The sequence below is a fragment of the Planctobacterium marinum genome, assembly GCF_036322805.1.
Lineage (GTDB): Bacteria > Pseudomonadota > Gammaproteobacteria > Enterobacterales > Alteromonadaceae > Planctobacterium > Planctobacterium marinum_A.
Genome location: NZ_AP027272.1, coordinates 2,418,881 through 2,433,643, shown reverse-complemented (window position 1 = coordinate 2,433,643; position 14,763 = coordinate 2,418,881). Strand labels below are relative to the sequence as shown.

The 14,763-nt window shown below is 44.8% G+C and carries 13 protein-coding genes, 4 tRNA genes and 1 pseudogene; 13 read left to right on the top strand and 5 right to left on the bottom strand.

All coding sequences use genetic code 11. The features are described 5' to 3' along the window. The first annotated feature begins 42 nt into the window (after nt 1-42). The 5 genes from AABA75_RS10960 to serS are packed head-to-tail and all read left to right on the top strand — an operon-like array spanning nt 43 to nt 6,201. On the top strand, nt 43-2,604 hold the full coding sequence (locus AABA75_RS10960; protein WP_338292645.1) for a DNA translocase FtsK: 2,562 nt from the start codon (nt 43-45) through the stop codon (nt 2,602-2,604). A gap of 2 nt (nt 2,605-2,606) precedes the next feature. Continuing rightward, nucleotides 2,607-3,221 carry an outer membrane lipoprotein chaperone LolA gene (lolA, locus tag AABA75_RS10955; protein WP_338292644.1) on the top strand — a complete coding sequence of 205 codons (615 nt, stop codon included), beginning with the start codon at nt 2,607-2,609 and terminating at the stop codon, nt 3,219-3,221. A gap of 3 nt (nt 3,222-3,224) precedes the next feature. Further along, on the top strand, nt 3,225-4,523 hold the full coding sequence (locus AABA75_RS10950; RefSeq protein ID WP_338292643.1) for a replication-associated recombination protein A: 1,299 nt from the start codon (nt 3,225-3,227) through the stop codon (nt 4,521-4,523). After that, on the top strand, nt 4,516-4,896 hold the full coding sequence (gene crcB / locus AABA75_RS10945; protein WP_338292642.1) for a fluoride efflux transporter CrcB: 381 nt from the start codon (nt 4,516-4,518) through the stop codon (nt 4,894-4,896). The genes AABA75_RS10950 and crcB overlap by 8 nt, the downstream gene beginning before the upstream one ends. 9 nt (nt 4,897-4,905) lie before the next feature. After that, nucleotides 4,906-6,201 carry a serine--tRNA ligase gene (gene serS, locus AABA75_RS10940; protein ID WP_338292641.1) on the top strand — a complete coding sequence of 432 codons (1,296 nt, stop codon included), beginning with the start codon at nt 4,906-4,908 and terminating at the stop codon, nt 6,199-6,201. 173 nt (nt 6,202-6,374) lie between these two features. On the opposite strand, the gene AABA75_RS10935 is transcribed toward serS, so the two are convergent. The 5 genes from AABA75_RS10935 to AABA75_RS10915 all read right to left on the bottom strand — a co-directional run bounded on the left by AABA75_RS10935 (nt 6,375) and on the right by AABA75_RS10915 (nt 8,489). Next, nucleotides 6,375-6,710, bottom strand: coding sequence for a TusE/DsrC/DsvC family sulfur relay protein (locus AABA75_RS10935; protein ID WP_338292640.1), 336 nt, complete (start codon nt 6,708-6,710; stop codon nt 6,375-6,377). 27 nt (nt 6,711-6,737) lie between these two features. Continuing rightward, on the bottom strand, nt 6,738-7,007 hold the full coding sequence (locus AABA75_RS10930) for a DsrH/TusB family sulfur relay protein (RefSeq protein WP_338292639.1): 270 nt from the start codon (nt 7,005-7,007) through the stop codon (nt 6,738-6,740). After that, entirely contained in the window at nt 7,004-7,360 is a 357-nt protein-coding gene (locus AABA75_RS10925) for a DsrE family protein (protein ID WP_338292638.1), read from the bottom strand. Before AABA75_RS10925 ends, AABA75_RS10930 begins: the two co-directional genes overlap by 4 nt. A 1-nt stretch (nt 7,361) precedes the next feature. Continuing rightward, entirely contained in the window at nt 7,362-7,739 is a 378-nt protein-coding gene (tusD, locus tag AABA75_RS10920; RefSeq protein ID WP_338292637.1) for a sulfurtransferase complex subunit TusD, read from the bottom strand. Nucleotides 7,740-7,820: 81 nt separating this feature from the next. Beyond that, on the bottom strand, nt 7,821-8,489 hold the full coding sequence (locus tag AABA75_RS10915) for a Bax inhibitor-1/YccA family protein (RefSeq protein ID WP_338292636.1): 669 nt from the start codon (nt 8,487-8,489) through the stop codon (nt 7,821-7,823). 245 nt (nt 8,490-8,734) lie between these two features. Here AABA75_RS10915 and AABA75_RS10910 point away from each other — a divergent pair. From AABA75_RS10910 to AABA75_RS10875, 8 genes and pseudogenes are all read left to right on the top strand, one after another. Further along, nucleotides 8,735-8,826, top strand: a tRNA-Ser gene (locus AABA75_RS10910). A gap of 88 nt (nt 8,827-8,914) precedes the next feature. Next, nucleotides 8,915-10,127: pseudogene (locus tag AABA75_RS10905) on the top strand (IS3 family transposase). Between the two features lie 912 nt (nt 10,128-11,039). Next, nucleotides 11,040-11,684, top strand: coding sequence for a UvrY/SirA/GacA family response regulator transcription factor (gene uvrY, locus AABA75_RS10900; protein ID WP_338292635.1), 645 nt, complete (start codon nt 11,040-11,042; stop codon nt 11,682-11,684). A 5-nt stretch (nt 11,685-11,689) separates the two neighbouring features. Continuing rightward, a complete protein-coding gene (gene uvrC / locus AABA75_RS10895; protein ID WP_338292634.1) occupies nt 11,690-13,534 on the top strand; it encodes an excinuclease ABC subunit UvrC in 1,845 nt (614 codons plus the stop codon). Between the two features lie 33 nt (nt 13,535-13,567). Then, a complete protein-coding gene (gene pgsA / locus AABA75_RS10890) occupies nt 13,568-14,119 on the top strand; it encodes a CDP-diacylglycerol--glycerol-3-phosphate 3-phosphatidyltransferase (protein ID WP_338292633.1) in 552 nt (183 codons plus the stop codon). A 168-nt stretch (nt 14,120-14,287) separates the two neighbouring features. Beyond that, nucleotides 14,288-14,363, top strand: a tRNA-Gly gene (locus AABA75_RS10885). A gap of 6 nt (nt 14,364-14,369) precedes the next feature. Beyond that, a tRNA-Cys gene (locus AABA75_RS10880) sits at nt 14,370-14,443 on the top strand. Between the two features lie 42 nt (nt 14,444-14,485). Beyond that, nucleotides 14,486-14,572, top strand: a tRNA-Leu gene (locus AABA75_RS10875). Nucleotides 14,573-14,763 lie beyond the last annotated feature (191 nt).

Here is a 14,763-nt window from a genome sequence, read left to right as displayed (position 1 = left end):
TAAAAAAATAATAATAGATTTAAAGGGAAAATAGCTTAAACCATGGCTCGATTAAGTGGTATGCAAAGACTGATGGAAGTCGGCATGATAGTGTCGGCTGGCTTTGCGTTGTTTCTATTTCTATCTGTCGCCACCTTTAACTCCGCCGATCCCGGCTGGAGTCAAACAGGGTTTTCTTCAGGCGTAAAAAATGCAGCAGGGCCTGCCGGAGCCTGGATTGCTGATATTTTATTTTGGTGTTTTGGCTATCTGGCCTGGGTTATACCTTTTATTACCGCCTTTATCGGTTGGTTCATTTTTCAAACCAGTAAATCCATTTACGACTTGGATTACCTCACAATAGGTTTACGCCTTATCGGTGCATTGTGTCTTCTTGTTGGATTAACCGGCATTTTAAGTATCAATGTTGATGATATGGTTACCGTCACCTCTGGCGGTATGATTGGCGACGCGATCAGCCATGCCCTGATCCCATTTTTTAGTCTGATAGGCACCAATCTACTGCTGCTTTGTTTTGTTTGCACCGGTTTTACCTTGGTAACGGGAATTTCATGGTTGTCCATTATAGATAATTTGGGCTCTTACAGTATCTGGTCTTATAAAAAAACGGCGCAAGTCCCATTATTGTTAGGATTTAATGGTGATAGCGGATTGCGTCTAACCGACAAGCTATCTTCATCTGATAAAAAAGAGAACCTGCCGGCAAAACGCAGTAATACCCACAATATCGAAATCACCAGTATGCGCCCTGAGCCTGAGCTTGATGGCAACCTCGCGAGTAATACCGACGATGAAGTTATTCAAGAAGATTATGAGGCGCCACAGCGCAAGGAAGAAAAATTAGAAGATACCAGCGATAGCAAAACTAGCTCTTTTTCTGCAATAACTAACTTATTTAAGCCGAATCCAGTGACCGTAGAAGTGGTGTCAGAGCAAGCCAGTGAAGAACCGCCAATAACAGCAGTAGAAGAAAAACCCTGGGCCGCTTCAGAATCAGCTAAACCAGCTCAACACAGCGATACATCCGAGCCTCAGAAAGCTGCAGTTACTGTTGGTGTACCGGGTGCCAAGCCACTTAAAACCTTCAAAGATTTAGAGGATGTGCCCGAGGGTGACGTCCCTTCATTTGACTTGCTAGACAGACCCAATAAAAAAGAAAACCCCATATCAGAAGAAGAGCTGGAAGGTATTGCGCGTCTGGTGGAAGCCAAACTTGCTGACTTTAACGTTGAAGCACGGGTTGTGGGCGTCTATCCCGGCCCGGTTATTACGCGCTTCGAGCTAGATTTAGCACCAGGCGTAAAAGTCAGCAAAATTACCGGTCTTTCAAAAGACCTGGCGCGAGCCATGTCTGCGATGTCGGTGAGGGTTGTTGAAGTCATTCCCGGTAAGTCGGTAATCGGCCTGGAATTGCCCAATAAGACCCGAGAAACGGTATTTTTAAGTGAAGTGATAGGTGGCCCTAAATTTCAGTCGAACCCTTCAAATCTAACCATGGTTTTAGGTGCAGACATTAGTGGCAACCCGGTAGTGGTTGATTTAGCCAAGATGCCACATTTGCTCGTTGCTGGTACCACAGGTTCAGGTAAGTCAGTTGGCGTTAATGTAATGATCTTATCATTACTCTATAAATCCACACCGGAGGATGTGCGCTTTATCATGATCGACCCGAAAATGTTGGAACTTTCAGTGTATGAAGGTATCCCGCATTTATTGGCCGAAGTGGTTACCGATATGAAAGAGGCCTCCAATGCCCTGAGATGGTGTGTCGGAGAGATGGAGCGACGTTATCGCCTGATGTCGGCATTAGGGGTTCGGAATTTAAAAGGTTTTAACGCAAAAGTTTCCAAAGCAAAAGAGCAGGGCACACCTATTAAGGATCCTCTCTGGTCGGCAGAGCAGAGCATGGATACGGAAGCGCCAGAGCTTGAAAAGTTGCCGTCCATCGTAGTGGTGGTAGATGAGTTTGCCGACATGATGATGATTGTTGGTAAAAAAGTGGAAGAGTTGATTGCGCGTATCGCCCAAAAAGCGAGAGCCGCGGGGATACATTTAATATTGGCGACTCAAAGACCATCTGTGGACGTAATAACGGGACTAATTAAGGCCAATATTCCTACGCGTATTGCGTTTCAGGTGTCATCAAAAATTGATTCAAGAACAATCTTGGATCAACAAGGCGCGGAAGCCTTATTAGGAATGGGAGACATGTTATACCTCCCTCCAGGCACTGGCGTTCCAACTCGCGTGCATGGTGCTTTTGTAGATGACCATGAAGTCCACGCCGTTGTTGCCGATTGGAAAAAGCGCGGTGAGCCGGAATATATAGATGAAATTCTCAATGGTGAGGCTACAGCAGATGTGATGCTACCGGGAGAGCAAGCTGAAAGTGAAGATCAGGAATACGATGCTTTTTATGATGAGGCTGTCGCATTTGTTACCGAAACCAGAAGAGCTTCGGTGTCTGGGGTACAGAGAAAGTTCCGTATTGGGTACAACCGCGCGGCACGCCTTGTAGAACAGATGGAGCAAAATGGCGTGGTTTCACCGCCGGGCCATAATGGTAATCGCGACGTATTAGCAGCACCACCGCCTAAGGATTAAATATGTTAAAAAAATTAGCTTTTTTGTTGGTATTTAGCGCCGTGAACAGCCAGGTGTTCTCCAGTGAAAGCGACAAAAACAAATTGCAAGAAAAGCTGGCGCAATTGCAGTCCTTCAGTGCCAGCTTTGAACAGATAGTATCTGATGTTGCTGGCGAGACGCTGCAAACTGCGCAAGGTAAACTGTATCTACAACAGCCTCAAAAGCTGTATTGGGAATCATTTGAGCCCAATGAGATGCAATTGATTGCCGATGGTGAAACCCTGTGGCATATCGATCCGTTTGTGGAACAAGTGATTGCTATTAATCAGGCGGATGCGGCTCAAAATCACCCGATCATGTTATTGGCCGACCAGCAATCTGCAATGTGGCAAAACTACCTTGTAGAAGAAACCGCTAAAAGTCAATTCAAAATGCTCAGTTTGCTGCCGGATAGCGACTTCTTGTCGCTAACATTAGTATTTGAGAGTGACCGCCTCACCCAGTTAACCATCGTCGACAAAATGGAACAGCGAAACCACCTGACTTTCAGTTCTGTAGAGCAAAATCAGACCATTCCTGCGTCCTTATTTCAATTCGATCTACCAGATGGCTACGAATTGGACGACCAAAGATAACCTTTGATACCAAAAGTGAAAGCTCAAAACGATATTCCACTTGCCGCCCGGTTGCGTCCCAAATCACTAACTGATTACATTGGGCAATCTCACCTCTTGGGTGAAGCTATGCCACTGCGGACAGCATTAGAGGCTAACAACCTGCACTCCATGGTGTTTTGGGGGCCTCCCGGTACCGGAAAAACCACCATGGCAGAAATGGTAGCAGCCCACAACGATGCCGATCTCATTCGCATATCGGCAGTAACTTCCGGCATAAAAGATATTCGGGAAGCCGTAGAGTCTGCGAAACAAAACCTGCAGCAGTTTCAACGCAAAACCATTTTATTTGTGGATGAGGTGCACCGCTTTAACAAGTCTCAGCAAGACGCTTTTTTACCACATATAGAAGATGGCACCATCGTATTTATTGGTGCCACTACTGAAAACCCGGCGTTTGAACTCAATCGCGCACTGTTATCCCGAGTACGCTTGTATATTCTTGAAAAACTCAGTAAAGAAGAGATTGGCAAGGTAATAGAAAGAGCCGAATCCTTTATCAAAATTCCAATAGCTGAAGCTGCCAAGTCCTTATTGAGCGAATTTGCTTCCGGAGATGCCAGAAGAGCGTTAAATTGCCTGGAACTAGCCTCCAGTGTCGCTGATGCCGAAATTACCCCAAAAGAAATCAAGTATGCCGTGGAAGGCAAGGTGGTACAGTTTGATAAGCAAGGAGACCACTTTTACGACTTGATCTCGGCCTTTCACAAATCGGTTCGAGGTTCCAGTCCGGATGCTGCGTTATATTGGTATTGTCGAATTTTGGAAGCCGGAGGAGAGCCCCTTTATGTGGCCAGACGCTTGTTAGCTATCGCATCAGAAGACATAGGTAATGCCGATCCAAGGGCACTACAAATTGTGGTGAGTGCTTGGGATATTTTCCATCGCGTGGGCCCCGCAGAAGGAGAAAGGGCCATTGCACAGGCCGCAGTCTATTGCGCCAGCGCTGCAAAAAGTAATGCCGTTTACACCGCTTTTAAAGCCGCAAGACAACTAGCAGCAGATACCGGGGACCTGGACGTGCCCAATCACTTGAGAAATGCCCCCACCCGGATTGCCAAAGAGCAAGGTCATGGCAGTGATTACCGCTATGCCCACAATGAGCCATTTGCTTTTGCCGCAGGAGAGAATTATTTTCCAGAGGCTTTAAAGGAAACCCAGCTCTATCAACCGCAGGAGCGGGGGATGGAAAAACAAATTAAACAAAAGCTCGATTGGTTGACCGAATTGAATAACAATAGTGACCTTAAACGCTATGACTAGCTTAACCACCTATTTACTCGTTGGGGTTGGCGGAGCCTTTGGGGCGGTTTTGCGATTTTTTATTTCACAATTAATGCTGCAATGGTTTGGCAAGGGCTTTCCTTTTGGTACACTTCTGGTCAATGTTTTGGGTTCGTTTCTCTTGGGCTGGGTTTACAGTCTGACTGAACAAGGACACCTGGACATTGTTCCCTGGCGAACGCTGATTGCCATTGGCTTTTTAGGGGCATTTACTACTTTCTCAACCTTTTCTCTCGATAGTTTATTGCTAATACAGCAAGGGGATTATGTGAAAGGTTATTTAAATATATTTTTGAATTTATGTTGCTGTCTGGGAGCCGCCTGGATAGGACTAAACATTATTAAGGGTTAATAACATACCATGTTGGATGCAAAACTTTTGCGCACCGACCTGCAGGATACTGCCGAAAAACTGGCAGCTCGTGGGTTCGAATTAGATGTAGAGGCGCTGGCCGCATTAGAAGAAAAACGTAAAACGCTACAAGTTAAAACACAAGAATTGCAAAACGAACGCAATGTGCGCTCCAAATCCATTGGTAAAGCTAAAGCCTCCGGTGAAGACATTCAGCCTCTTTTGGCCGAAGTCGGTAAATTAGGTGATGACCTGGATGCCGCCAAAAAAGAATTAGAAGAGTTACTCAAAGAAATCCAGCTTATCTCCCAATCGGTACCTAACGTACCTGATAGCTCTGTTCCGGCCGGTAAAGATGAATCAGAAAACCTGGAGATCTCAACTTGGGGCACGCCTAAAACCTATGATTTTGAAGTGAAAGATCACGTTGATGTAGCTTCAGGTCTTGAAAATGGTGCTGATTTTGAAACCGCAGCAAAACTCACAGGTTCTCGCTTTGTGGTACTCAATGGCAAAGTCGCTCGCTTACACAGAGCATTGGCGCAGTTCATGTTGGACACTCACACAGGTGAACACGGTTATCAGGAATGTTATGTGCCACTGCTTGTGAACGATGAATCCTTGTTTGGCACAGGTCAACTGCCTAAATTCGGCGAAGACTTATTCCACACCAAACCTGCCACCGAAGAAGGACAAGGATTGGCCTTGATCCCAACAGCGGAAGTGCCGCTTACTAACATCGCCCGGGATCACATTTTTGAAGCCAAACAATTGCCAGTTAAAATGACTGCACATACACCTTGTTTCAGAAGTGAAGCAGGCTCTTATGGACGTGATACCCGTGGGCTTATTCGACAGCATCAATTCGATAAAGTTGAGTTAGTCCAGCTTGTAGAGCCAGAAAAGTCCATGGAAGCCTTAGAAGAGCTTACAGGTCATGCCGAAAAGATCCTACAAGCACTCGAGTTACCTTACCGCAAAGTGTTGTTGTGCACAGGCGACATGGGCTTTTCCAGCACCAAAACCTACGATCTGGAAGTGTGGTTGCCAGCACAGAATACTTATAGAGAAATTTCCAGCTGTAGTAACATGGGAGATTTCCAGGCAAGACGCATGCAGGCCAGATATCGTACTCCTGATATGAAAAAGCCGGAATTAATCCATACCTTAAATGGTTCTGGTTTGGCGGTTGGACGCACACTTGTTGCGATTCTGGAAAATAACCAGCAAGCCGATGGCAGCGTAATCGTGCCGGAAGTATTACGTGGTTACATGGGTGGACTGGAAAAAATTACAGCAGCCTAATATTATCTAGTAAAAATAATAACGAGGGGGCGTTATGGCCAGAAGCAAGGAATTTAAACAGATGATGAGATGGATCTACTGGTTGTGTGTTTTCGCAATCGTCTGTTTTGTTGGCTATATAGGTTGGGAAATCTTCCTCACCGTGAACGAAGGCATGGGCCAAAATTAAACACTTATAAACACTTTGCTGGTTTGGGTAAGCCTGCCAGTTTAGTGGCTTGTTTAGCTGCTCCTTTGGGGAACAGCCGATGTAAATAGCGGCTGTTTCCTTTATCTTCACCTAATTTTTGTTTCATGGCATTAACCAAGGCTCTAATGGCTGGACTGGTATTAAATTCCAGATAAAAGTTGCGCACAAACCAAATCACTTCCCAATGATTTTCCGTTAATTCTATATTCTCAGATTCCGCTAATAGTGGCACCATTTCAGGCTGCCAGTCTTGTACGTTTTGTAAATAGCCATTTTTATCTAATGGCACTTGCTTATCATTAAACTGCAATGAAGACATAACGTAAACTTCCTTATAATTAATCGCTTACCAAGAGATTGAGCGAGAGAACTGAGTCAATAAACCAATTAACTCATTGTAATCAATCAATTTGCCTGAAATATCCCGAGGATTGAGCCCTCGCAAACTCAAATCGCTGTTGAGAACATAAACAGGTCGATGCAGATTTTTACTGGAAAAAGCACAATAGACGCCTTCAGCCATCAATACTATGGCATCGTCAGGTCCCACGAGAAAAGCCTGCTCAGTTAATCTATCGAAACTCTGATTTGATGTGAGTAGATGTAACGTTGTCAAAAGCGCACCACCTGTTTGTATTCTGCTAACTTATCTGCAAGAGCCAGAGGCGCTAGAGGGGTGACGAAGTCGGGTAATCCGCTGGCGTCTATATCGCGCCGTTCCAAATCCAGTTCGCTGACGTAAATCTCCTCGATATCGTAAAAGGGCAATGCCGCAAAAGATTTGGTGAAGTCCTTTATGCCTGTCTTCGCAACATTTACAGTTTGTAGCTGATACACGGCATCAGAAAGGAAAAATAGCGCGCTGGGAATTTCAAACGTACCCAGCACCATAGCCATATCTAGCGCATCTTGGCCAGCAGAATTAGCAAAGGGAGATTGAGTTAACAATAGCGCGAGATTCTTATTCATATTAAAACTGGATCAGATGATCGCTGGTTTGTGTTAATTGACTGAACTCCGCCAATCCACCAGCCTCAAAGGGTGCTTTAAGATTAAAGGCATGCGCAATCTCAGCGTCATCTAGGGTAATAACACCACGTTTTATCGCTGCCGTAGCACACACCAGCAGTTTTACCCGATGGCTGTCAGCGAGTTGTTGCCAGGCTTTATAGTGATTTAGTTCGTCTCCGGGGGGCTGCATAAAGCTATTGGCATTGTGAATACCTTCACCGTAGAAAAACACGATTACATTATGCTCTTTAGCCGCAGCATTCGCGAACGCCAAAGCCGACCAACAATTGGCAGAAGCGGTAGGGGAGCTGGTTACTAACAAAAGAAATGTTTTCATATCCAATAGTTTACTTTAACAATCCCCAAAAACAAAACACCCCGCAAAAGCGGGGTGTTTAAAAATCAAAAGAGGTTTTGATTAGTCGTCGCTACTAAACGCACCTAATAAATGCAGAATAGAAGTGAACAAATTATAGATGTTCAGGTACATAGAGACAGTTGCTCTGATGTAGTTTGTCTCACCACCGTGAATGATACGGCTGGTATCAAACAGAATAAGACCTGACATAATGAACACGATAGCTGCACTCACTGCCAGAGACAGGGCAGGAATGCCCATAAAGATGTTAGCTATGCTCGCGACGATGGCCACAATTAAACCAACCATTAAAAAACCACCCATAAAGGAGAAGTCTTTTTTGGTAGTTAATACGTAACCTGACAAAGCGAAAAACACCAGTGCTGTTGCACCCAACGCTTGCATTATCAGAGCGCCGCCACCGGGAAGTCCAAGGTAGGCATTAAGCATTGGACCTAATGAACCGCCTAATAAACCGGTGAAAACAAAGATCCAGATTAAACCAGACGCTTTGTCAGCTTGTTTGTTAACTATAAAAAGGCAGACGAACGCACCAATAGTCATGCCTAAAGCCGCCATTGGTGAAAGATTCATACCCATAGTAATGCCAGCACAGATAGCGCTGAATACCAGCGTCAAAGCAAGTAGCATATAGGTATTACGCAGAACCTTGTTGGTCTCCAGTACTGAAGGCCTTGAACTGGCAGAATACACTGAATTTTGTTGCATCGTTAAACTCCGTAGTTAGTCAGCAAAAAATAGATATTATTATCTAACGCTAGTTTTAGGGTTTAGACCAGAATTTTCAACTAAAATTCGCGTCCAACTACCAGAAAAAGCGTAAGCAGATATTCGGAATTTCCTGATTAGCCGCAGAAATGAACAATTTGATTAAAGAAGAAGCAGTCAGACAAATTAATGAAAATAGCCCTTTACAAGCCCGAATAACACCATTAATATGCGCTCCACAATTTGGAGAGATGGCAGAGCTCGGTTGAATGCACCTGACTTGAAATCAGGCGTGGGGTTAAACCCACCGGGGGTTCGAATCCCTCTCTCTCCGCCAAATTTAGTAAAAAGGCTGCCCCCGGGTGGCCTTTTTGCTTTGTACCGATGTCCCGTCCTGAAATGTGTTTACACATTTAGGACTTATTATGAGAAACCCAGATAAACAACGCGTTAAACGAACTCAACGTGATACACCTTAGGCTTTAAATTGGCCGTTGTAGCGCAAGTCGAAAAAGGCGACTTCACCTACAAACAAGCTCAAAAGCACTTTGGCATTCAAGGCCGAAGTACAGTTCTCGTCTGGCTACGAAAGCATGGTAAGCTGGATTGGTCTGAGCCTTTGATGCATTCACTTATGTCTCAATCCAACGAAACACCCGCCCAAAAGATTAAGCGTTTAGAACGCGCATTAGCTGATGCTGAACTCAAAATTGATGTTCTGGAAGAGGTAGTAACCCGTGTTGATAACGAGTGTGGGAGTAACTACAGAAAAAAGTACTACGACAAGCTCTCTGGGCGGGAAAAGTTGAAAAACGAAGAAAGCTAGCTCGTTGTTGCCGCCTGTTCGGATTTACACCTCAAGGGCTTTATCAGTGGATTAAGCGGTTTAACGATAAGCAGCAGGTGCTAATGCCGGTTAAGGACATGGTGCTGTATTGGCGCCAGTACATGCCGCGGATTGGGACTCGAAAGCTCTACCAACTGATGAAACCAGAGCTTGATAAACTTGGCATTAAGTTGGGGCGTGATGGACTGTTTGATTATTTACGCGCAGAAGGCATGTTGGTTAAACCCAAACGTAGTTACACAAAAACAACCGACAGCCGTCACTGGATGAAAAAGCACCCGAATCTACTGAAGGACTATAAACCTCAACAGGCTGAGGATGTGTTTGTGAGTGATATTACCTACGTGAAGTCAGATGCGGGTACGCACTATTTATCATTAACAACGGATGCATATTCCCGAAAGATTATGGGGTATGAACTCAGCGATGAAATGAAAGCAACAGATGTGGTTAAGGCACTCAATATGAGTATCAAGCATAAGTACTATAACCATCCAATGATTCATCACTCAGATCGAGGAGTGCAATATTGCTCTGAGGAATATCAGGCTGTCCTGAGAAATCACAACATTACTCCATCTATGACCGATGGTTATGATTGCTATCAGAATGCCTTAGCAGAAAGAATCAATGGCATACTAAAGCAGGAGTTCTTGTTGCATCAGTGCAAGAATATGCGGGAATTAAAGCAACTCGTGGATGAATCGATATACATCTACAATGAGATGAGGCCGCACTTGAGTTTGGGAATGAAAACACCTAACCAGGTGCATTACGAAAAAGGCCGATAGATAAAATCTACCGGCCTGCATAAAACGTCAACGTATTTTAGGACGAGACACGAACTAAAATGGCGTCGGTATGGCAATTGGCACCTTTTGCGAGTTAATTGTCACCTCTTGCTAGTTACCAATAAGCTAATCTTACCTATCATTATGTCATCAGATAATGAACAAGAGATGACAATAAGTGGGCGTAGATTACAGTGCGGACTAACTGCTGAAGCAGAGATTTTTTAGTGAGTTTTAAAGACTATCCGTTTGGAATTAGCCGATCATTACTTATAGAAGTCAGAAATGTCACTGGCTGAAATTTCATTTTTATTGGGTTTCCAAGAGTCTAATTCCTTCATACGTGCCTACAGCGGTTGGAAAGGGCGCTCACCTGCCAGTTTCAGAGAAATGCAAAATCAAACAGAGGTTTTCACTCATTAGCAGGTTGCGCTCTTCGCAGAAGTTTTTACAATGAAGCGGAAACTAACTACGGCTCTTTATTATTCGTCACCGGAATAGATAATACTCGCCGTTTGATAAAAACATTCGCCGCAATTAAAAAGAGTTCAATGGATAAGATCAAAAACTGTCGCTGTGGCTGTAAAGCAACACTTCCCGTTCAATCTAAAACTTGCCCGGATAGATGGATGATCAAATGTACCCACGATCTCTGTAAAGCCGTCAATTACGGTATTGGATTACCCGACACAATTACGGGCTGGAATCGCCTTAGCACCAGCTTTTATCGGTAAAAGGCTTTCGTTCCACATGCTAGTCTAAATAAACAACAGAATGCAGCAGATTTGGTCTATCCTCTCATAGCAAGGCATGAAAACCGATATTTTTACTTGCCCAATTAGATACGGTTTATTACATTCTTAGGTTATAAATTGTTACGGTGCATCCCGTTGTAACTAGTGGAGCAGTTGTTTGGTTAAACTTCTTTTAGTAGATGATCACGATTTAGTCAGAACCGGGATCCGTCGCATTCTCGATGATGTTGATGGCTTCCATGTAATGGCTGAAGCCGATAGTGGTGAACTCGCTGTAAAATTGTGCCGCAAGGATCCGCCCGATATAGTGCTTATGGATATGAGTATGCCCGGCATAGGCGGTCTGGAAGCCACCAAGCAGATTTTGCGCATCAGTGAAGGCATAAAGGTTGTCGCCCTGTCAGTACACAAAGAAAACCCATTTCCAGCAAAGGTGATGCAAATGGGGGCTTTTGGCTACCTTACCAAAGATGCCGACCCGCAAGAAATGATCATTGCTTTGCAAAAGGTTTCTCGTGGTATTAAGTACATAGCCCCTGAAATTGCACAACAGATCGCACTCGGTCAGCTGGATTTGAATGAAGATGATCCGTTTAAGTCTCTTTCTGAAAGGGAATTGCAAATCATGATCATGTTGACCAAAGGAACAAAGGTGCCGGATATTGCAACGCAACTCAATATCAGTGCCAAAACCGTCAACACCTATCGTTATCGTATGTTTGAAAAGCTCAATGTTACGTCGGATGTAGAACTGACGCACCTTGCGTTGCGACACCAACTGATTAAATCTGATAATTTATAGGTCACATGTCCGATTCTGAGACAGAACAAACTCCCAAATTTGATTCTGGCAGCTTTCTGAAAAACCTGACACAACAGCCTGGCGTTTATCGAATGTACAACGATAAGCGCGAGGTGATTTATGTAGGAAAAGCAAAAAACCTGAAAAAGCGGGTGTCCAGCTACTTCAAATCTAATCTGGATAGTGTAAAAACCATTACCCTGGTCAAAAACATCGCTCATATGGATGTTACGGTCACTCACTCTGAGACCGAAGCTTATATTCTTGAAAATAACTTCATCAAGAAATACAAACCCAGATACAACGTTTTATTGCGAGACGATAAGTCTTACCCTTATATCCACCTGTCCGGCCACAAACACCCGCGATTGACCATTTTCAGAGGTAGCAAGAAAGACAAGGGGGAGTACTTTGGACCTTATCCGAGTGCCTGGTCTGTGCGAGAAAGCCTGCGCTTAATGCAAAAGATATTTCCGGTTCGACAATGCGAAGATAGCTATTACCGGGCACGCTCTCGCCCTTGTTTGCAATATCAGCTAAAGCGCTGTTCAGCGCCTTGTGTCCCTGGTTACGTTTCTGACGATGAATATCAAGATCAGGTTAACCTTGCGCGTCTATTTTTAAAGGGCAAAAGTAAGGATGTGATCGCGTCGCTGGCAGATAAAATGGAGCAAGCCAGTCAATCACTTAATTTTGAACAGGCTGCGATTCATCGCGACCAAATTACTATATTAAACCGTATCCAGGAGCAACAGTGGGTAAGCGGTAGTCAGGAAGAAATGGACGTTTTTGGTCTGGCATACCGCAACGGCATGGCCTGCATTCAAGGCTTTTTTATCCGTGATAACAAGCTTTTGGGCAATAAAAGCTTCACCCCTAAAGTGCCTGCCAATTCAGAACTGTCGGAAGTGTTAGAGTCCTTTGTTGTGCAGTATTATTTGTCGGGCGGCAAAAGCATCCCTGCACAAGTAGTATTGCCCTTTAAACTAGAGGATAAGGCTTCACTGGAAGCCGCTCTGTCTCAAGAGGCAGGTCGTAAAGTTAGCTTTTTTCAGGGGCTCAGAGATGAGAAAAAGCGTTATTTGGAGCTGGCCAATACTAACGCTGAAACAACCTTGACCACCATGCTATCACAACAAAAATCCATCCATGCTCGCTATCTTGAGTTGGAACGGGTATTAGAATGGCAAGAGCCTATACAGCGCATGGAATGCTTTGATATATCCCACACATCCGGTCAACAGACAGTGGCTTCTTGTGTGGTGTTTAATCGGGAAGGGCCATTTAAAAATGATTACCGGCGCTACAATATCGAGGGCATAACACCGGGTGATGACTATGCCGCCATGGCACAAGCATTAAAGCGCCGTTTCAAACCCGGATGCGATCCCGCAAAAATACCCGATATTTTGTTTATTGACGGCGGGAAAGGGCAGTTAGCTCAAGCTGAAAACTTCTTTGAAGACTGGCAAGGTGAAAAAATGCCTCAGCTCATCGGGGTTGCCAAAGGTACATCCCGAAAGCCTGGACTGGAAACCCTCATTATGGCGGGGAGTCACGAAACCATTCCGCTGGAAGCCGACTCCATTGCTTTACACCTAGTCCAACATATCCGCGACGAATCTCACCGATTTGCCATAGCTGGCCATCGCAATCGTCGTCAAAAAGAGAAGAGTCGCTCCAAACTGGAAGATATTCCAGGAGTAGGTGCTAAACGCAGGCAAAGCCTGTTAAGATATATGGGTGGTTTGCAGGAAGTGCTAGGCGCAAGCGTAGAACAATTGGAGCAAGTCCCCGGAGTCAGTCGCGAACTGGCGGAAAAAATTCACGCCTGGTTGCGCTCAGCCTGATGCAGAAACAATTCAAACAATAACAGGACATTCATGTTTACCATTCCTAATATGCTCACATTCTTCAGAGTATTACTCATCCCGGTTTTTGTGGTGGTGTACTTTCTCGACTGGAAATGGGCACATCTGGCCGGTGCTTTTATCTTTTGGCTGGCTGCGATTACCGACTGGTTTGACGGCTATCTAGCCCGAAAACTGCAGCAAACCACCAGTTTTGGTGCTTTCCTTGATCCGGTTGCTGACAAACTCATAGTGGCCGCCGCATTATTAATGATCACCCATACTTACAATACATTGTGGATCACTATCCCGGCTATTTTATTAATGTCCCGTGAAATATTCGTCTCAGCGCTCAGAGAGTGGATGGCACAACACGGTGAATCCGACACGGTTAAAGTGTCTTTTTGGGGTAAAGCAAAAACCACAGCCCAAATGTTGGCATTAATTGGTCTGCTTTCAGAGCTGGAAATCTTTTACTGGGTAACGCTTGGTTATATTTTATTGTACATTTCTACAATTTTGTCAGTGTACTCAATGGCGCAATACATGATGGCGGCCTGGAAAACTATCAGACGTCACGCTTAGTATTTCAGCATTTTGTTTGAAAATGACGCACATAAGTCAAAAATCAGGCATTCAGTTTAAAAAGGGTATTTTTTCTGTTGACAGGTGAGCCCTTAACTGTAAAATCCTGCTCCACGTTTTGAGGTGCTGTCACTCAACTGAAACATCCCTGAAACGTAGCAAGTATTTGCGGGAATAGCTCAGCTGGTAGAGCACAACCTTGCCAAGGTTGGGGTCGCGAGTTCGAATCTCGTTTCCCGCTCCAAATGCTGGCGGGTTGGCAGAGTGGCTATGCAGCGGATTGCAAATCCGTGGACCTCGGTTCGACTCCGGGACCCGCCTCCATAATTTGGAAAATCCAATAGTGCAATCGCACTAACCCCCTAAGCCCGGGTGGTGAAATTGGTAGACACAAGGGATTTAAAATCCCTCGATCGTAAGATCGTGCCGGTTCAAGTCCGGCCCCGGGCACCATTTTCGGATCTACCCGCGTAACTGGGGGTTCAGCGTTCATTTCTGTCTATTGATTGCAACTTCCTTGATTTAATCAGTAATATCTGAAATTTACCACTGTAGTTTAAACCATCCATGGTAAGGGCTTCCAGCCTGGCCCTCTGTTGGCCAGTCGTTCAGAGGGCCGGACCTTCGGTCCTGTAAACACCCTC

Bases quoted from the DNA above. Each gene is read 5' to 3' on its own strand.
- crcB (WP_338292642.1), top strand. From the start codon at position 4,516: ATGACTAGCTTAACCACCTATTTACTCGTTGGGGTTGGCGGAGCCTTT.
- serS (WP_338292641.1), top strand. From the start codon at position 4,906: ATGTTGGATGCAAAACTTTTGCGCACCGACCTGCAGGATACTGCCGAA.
- tusD (WP_338292637.1), bottom strand. From the start codon at position 7,739: ATGAAAACATTTCTTTTGTTAGTAACCAGCTCCCCTACCGCTTCTGCC.
- AABA75_RS10925 (WP_338292638.1), bottom strand. From the start codon at position 7,360: ATGAATAAGAATCTCGCGCTATTGTTAACTCAATCTCCCTTTGCTAAT.
- AABA75_RS10915 (WP_338292636.1), bottom strand. From the start codon at position 8,489: ATGCAACAAAATTCAGTGTATTCTGCCAGTTCAAGGCCTTCAGTACTG.
- lolA (WP_338292644.1), top strand. From the start codon at position 2,607: ATGTTAAAAAAATTAGCTTTTTTGTTGGTATTTAGCGCCGTGAACAGC.
- AABA75_RS10935 (WP_338292640.1), bottom strand. From the start codon at position 6,710: ATGTCTTCATTGCAGTTTAATGATAAGCAAGTGCCATTAGATAAAAAT.
- AABA75_RS10960 (WP_338292645.1), top strand. From the start codon at position 43: ATGGCTCGATTAAGTGGTATGCAAAGACTGATGGAAGTCGGCATGATA.
- uvrC (WP_338292634.1), top strand. From the start codon at position 11,690: ATGTCCGATTCTGAGACAGAACAAACTCCCAAATTTGATTCTGGCAGC.
- pgsA (WP_338292633.1), top strand. From the start codon at position 13,568: ATGTTTACCATTCCTAATATGCTCACATTCTTCAGAGTATTACTCATC.